This is a genomic window from Olsenella uli (assembly GCF_016900775.1).
Taxonomy (GTDB): domain Bacteria; phylum Actinomycetota; class Coriobacteriia; order Coriobacteriales; family Atopobiaceae; genus Thermophilibacter; species Thermophilibacter uli_A.
On record NZ_JACJKN010000032.1, the window covers coordinates 1 to 4414 of the forward strand.

General features: G+C 72.6%; 3 protein-coding genes. All 3 read left to right on the plus strand.

The window, feature by feature from the left end; all coding sequences use genetic code 11:
* Positions 1-1213, plus strand: a 1213-nt coding sequence (locus H6A23_RS11135) for a PH domain-containing protein (RefSeq protein ID WP_204832241.1), incomplete at its 5' end; no start/stop codon positions are given.
* 219 nt (positions 1214-1432) lie between these two features.
* A complete protein-coding gene (locus tag H6A23_RS11140; protein WP_204832242.1) occupies positions 1433-2869 on the plus strand; it encodes an IS3 family transposase in 1437 nt (478 codons plus the stop codon).
* Between the two features lie 328 nt (positions 2870-3197).
* The coding region (dnaX, locus tag H6A23_RS11145; protein WP_204832243.1) for a DNA polymerase III subunit gamma/tau at positions 3198-4414 on the plus strand (1217 nt) is incomplete at its 3' end.

The following is a 4414-nucleotide window of genomic DNA, read 5'->3' on the forward strand; positions in this document are numbered from 1 at the left end:
CGCGGCGGCCGAGGATGACGCCTCCAAGCTGCGCGGCCTTCGCGCGGGCGAGGCCGAGGCGCTGCGCGCGGAGCTCTTCCGCCGCAAGCGCGCCGCCGAGGGGCGGCCGGGCGAGCGGGATGCTGTCGATGCGCCAGGGGACGTCTCCGCGTCCGACCCCGAGGAGCGCCCGCTTGCCGTCTTCACGCTCGAGGGCCGTGCCCTGATGCTCGCCGCGGCTTCGCAGATGAGCGCCGGCAGCCAGGCCCTCGCGCTTGTGATTCTCCTGGCCAACGGGGCAAACCAGCTGATCGAGTGGGGCATGCTCGACATCGTGGGCAGAGGCGAGGAGCTCGTGGCCGGCATCGCGCCGGTGATCGTGCCCGTGGCGCTGGCGTTTCTCGCCGTCGCGCTCCTGCTGGGGGCGGCCGTGTCCTTTGTGCTCAACCTCGTGCTCCACGCGGGCTACCGCGTGGAGCGCTATGCCGACCGCGTGGTCGTGGAGCACGGGCTGCTGTCGCGTTCGTCGCGCACCCTGGTGACGGAGCGCGTCCAGTACGTGAGCGTTCGGCAGGGGGTCATTCGCCAGCTCATCGGCTATGCGGAGGTTCGCGCCGTCGTGGTGGCCGGCGTTGGCGAGGAGGGCGGCGAGCCCGCGGGCGAGGTCGTCATCCACCCGTTTCTGCGCATGAGCGAGCTCGACGGGTTTCTCGCCGAGGTGCTGCCGGGCTACGCGGGCGTGCTCGGCAGCGTTGAGCTGGGGCGCCTTGGTAGCGTGGCCCTGCGGCGGGCGGTGACGCGCGCCGTGATCTGGTGGCCGTTCGCCGCCGGGCTGGCGGGGCTCGGGCTGTGGCTCTTCGGGCTCTCGGGCCTTGCCGAGCACGCGGCGTGGCTCATGTCGCCGTTCGTCGTGGCGGCGGCCATCCTGAGCGTCGTGCTGCTCGCGGGGCTGCTGGCCGACGCCCTTCTCGCCTGGCGCTCCGCGCGCTACGGCCATGCCGCCCGCGCGCTCGTGCTCATCTCCGGCGGCCTCACGCGGCGCAGCGTCGTGGTGCCGCGCGCCCACCTGCAGCATCTCTCCCTCTCGGCCAACCCGTTCCAGCGGCGCGCGGGCGTGGCGAGCCTCAGGGTCCGGACGGCCTCCTCCTGCACCGATGGCCTCGGGCTGCGCGACCTTCCCGCCGACGTTGCCGATGCGCTTCTCGCGTGGTTCCGTCCGAACCGTGCTGCTTAGACTTTTGGGCTCGTTGCGGGCCGCCTGCGCCCGCGCGTTAGAAAACCGGGGTCGTTGCGCGGCGCGCGCGGAGATGACGCCTCCACGCCCCGCAACGACCCGCAATCGCTAAACAAGCGCGGCCGCCGGGGCGCTCCCGCCCCGCAACGACTCTCATTCTTTAACGCTGGGGGGTCCGGACAAAATGTTGGACACTTCGGTGTCCGGATTGGAGTCCGGATGTACTCGCGGGAGGACAGGGAGCGGGCGCTCTACGTCTACTCGGAGCTCGGGTCGCTTCGCGCCGCGCAGCGCGAGACCGGGATCTCCGCCGCGTCCATCGCCCACTGGGCGGAGTCGGCCGGGAGGCCGCCCCGGCCGCGCAAGGAGCCGGTATACTTGCCCCTCGAGAGGAAGCTGGAGCTGGTCGCCAGGCTCGAGGCCGGCGAGCGCGCCGACGACCTCGGCCGCGAGGCCGGCGTCTCGGGCGGCGCGGCCTACCGCTGGCGGAGGCTGCTCCGCGAGGAGGGGGTGACGTCGCTGATGACCGAGAGTGACGCGAGGGGCGCCGCGCCCGCGCCCGCCGCCCCTCCCTCGGAGCTCGAGGGGCTCAGGGCCCGCTGCGAGGAGCTCGAGCTGCGCAACGCCGTGCTGGAGGGCACGATCGAGATACTAAAAAAAGACCCAGGCGCCGACCTGTCCGCCCTGACGGCGGCGGAGAGGTCGGCGCTGGCTGAGTCGCTCGCGCCCCGCTTCGGGCTCCCGCGCGCCCTCGCGGCCCTCTCGCTGCCCAGGAGCACCTACTACTACCAGCTCTCCCGACGCGGGGCGCCCGACCCCTACGCGGCCCTCAGGCCGCTCATGCGCTCCTCCTTCGAGGCCTCCGGCGGCGCCTACGGGGCCGGGCGCGTGTGGGCCGATCTGCGCTCCGGCGCGGGCGAGCCCCAGCGCGCCCGCGGGGCCGCCTCGCCCGACCCGGCGCGGCCCGTGGCCGTCTCGGAGAAGGTCGTGCGGCGCGTCATGCGCGAGGAGGGGCTGGCCGCCCGCTCCTCGGCCCGCGAGCCGCGCCCCTACAGCTCCTACGCCGGCGAGGAGGGGCTGCGCGTCGCGCCCAACCTGCTGCCGGTCGACGAGGCCCGCGACCCGCACGACTTCTCGGCGGGCGCGCCCGGCGAGGCCATGGTCACCGGCATCACCGAGTTCGGGCTCCCCGACGACCCCAGGAGGGTCTACCCCTCGCCGCTCGTGGGCCTCTGCGACGGGGGCATCGTGTCCTTCGCCGTGGGCCTGAGCCCCTCCAAGGCCCTCGTCGCCGAGATGCTCGGGGGCGCCGCGGCGTCGGTGCGCCCGGGCTGCGCGATCCACTCCGACCGGGGCTGGCACTACCGCACGCCCGACTGGGAGGCGTGGTGCGACGCGCACGGTGCCGTGCGCTCCATGTCGCGGAGGGGGCACTCGCCGGACAACGCCGCCGCGGGGGGCCTCTTCGGCAGGCTGAAGGTTGAGCTCTTCCGCGGGCGCGACTGGTCGGGCTGGACGGCGGAGGAGTTCGCGGCGGCCCTGGAGGGCTACCTCCGCTGGTACCAGGAGGGGAGGCTCAAGGCGTTCGACGAGGGCGGCCGCGTCGCGTACGACACGATAGCGGGGAGGAGGGGGCGGCTCGGGCTCGCGGCCTAGGCCGTCCAAGAAAACGTCCGGACCCCCGCGCGGGTTAGAAACTGCGGGTCGTTGCGGCTCCCTGGGCGTCTTTGGGCCGCGGGGAGGCCCGTTCCGGCTCGCCGCAGCGCAACGACTGCGATTTGCTAACGCGAAAAGCCCGTCTCGACGCAACGGCTCCCATTCTCTAACGCGCGCCCGCCAAAACCGCACAACGACCCCCAAAGTCTCTGCAGCCGCCCCGGTCACCTTTGTCAGGTCGCGGGGCGAGAAGAACCTGTGGGGCGCGGCCTTGCGTCCGGTGGCGCGGGTATACTGAGGGTTCAGTATCCCGCCCATCGGAGGTCGCATGGAATCGCTGTACACCAAGTACCGTCCGCAGACGTTTGAGCAGGTCGTGGGCCAGGGTCATGTGGTCGAGACCCTCAAGCGCGCCGTGCTCGAGGGACGCACGAGCCATGCGTACCTCTTCTGCGGACCGCGCGGCACCGGCAAGACCACGATGGCGCGCATCCTGGCCAAGGCCCTCATGTGCGAGCGCGGCCCGGCGGCGCTGCCGGACGGCACGTGCGAGCAGTGCCAGCTCATCGCGTCCGGCGAGCACCCGGACGTGATAGAGCTCGACGCCGCCTCCCGAACGGGCGTGGACAACGTCCGCGAGGAGATCATCTCCCGCGTGAACTACGCCCCCACGCGCGGGCGCTGCAAGGTCTACATCATCGACGAGGTCCACATGCTGACCACGGCGGCGTTCAACGCGCTGCTCAAGACGCTCGAGGAGCCCCCCGAGCACGTGGTCTTCATCATGTGCACCACCGACCCGCAGAAGATCCTGGCCACCATCCTCTCCCGCGTGCAGCGCTTTGACTTCCACGCCATCGGCAACGAGGAGATGCAGGCGCACCTGGCGTTTGTCTGCGGTCGGGAGGGCTTCACCTATGACGAGCGGGCGCTCGAGCTCATCGTGCGCCACGCGCGCGGCGGCATGCGCGACGCGCTCACCACACTCGAGCAGCTCTCCGTCTTCGGCGCGGGGGAGATCAGCCTCGCCGCCGCGTCGGACTTCCTGGGCGAGGTCTCGGGCTCCGTGCTGGGGCAGGTGTCCCGCGCGATGGCGCACCGCGACGTGGCGTCGCTCTTCTCCGAGGTGGCATCGCTCGCGGAGGCGGGGCGCGACCTCTTGCAGTTCACGCGCGAGCTCGCCGCGCACGTGCGCGACGTCTACGTGGTCTCGGTGGTCCCGAGCGCCGATGACGTGGTGGCCGCGCGCGGGGAGGAGCTGGAGTCCCTGCGCGGCGAGGCGGCGGCGTTTGGCTCTCCGGACCGGCTCTCGCGCGTGCTCACCATCCTGGGCGAGGCGTCGAGCGAGATGCGCACCGCCCCCAACCAGCGCCTCGTTCTGGAGATCGCCTTCACAAGGATTGCCCGCCCGGCCTCCGACCTCACGCTCGAGTCCCTGGCCGAGCGCGTGGCCGACCTCGAGCGCCAGGTGGCGATCCTCGCCACCCCGCACGGCGAGAAGAACCTCGATCCGCGACCCGCCGCCCCGGCTGCCCCGGCCACCCC

Coding starts and splice junctions, on each gene's coding strand:
- H6A23_RS11140 (WP_204832242.1), top strand. CDS start 1,433: ATGTACTCGCGGGAGGACAGGGAGCGGGCGCTCTACGTCTACTCGGAG.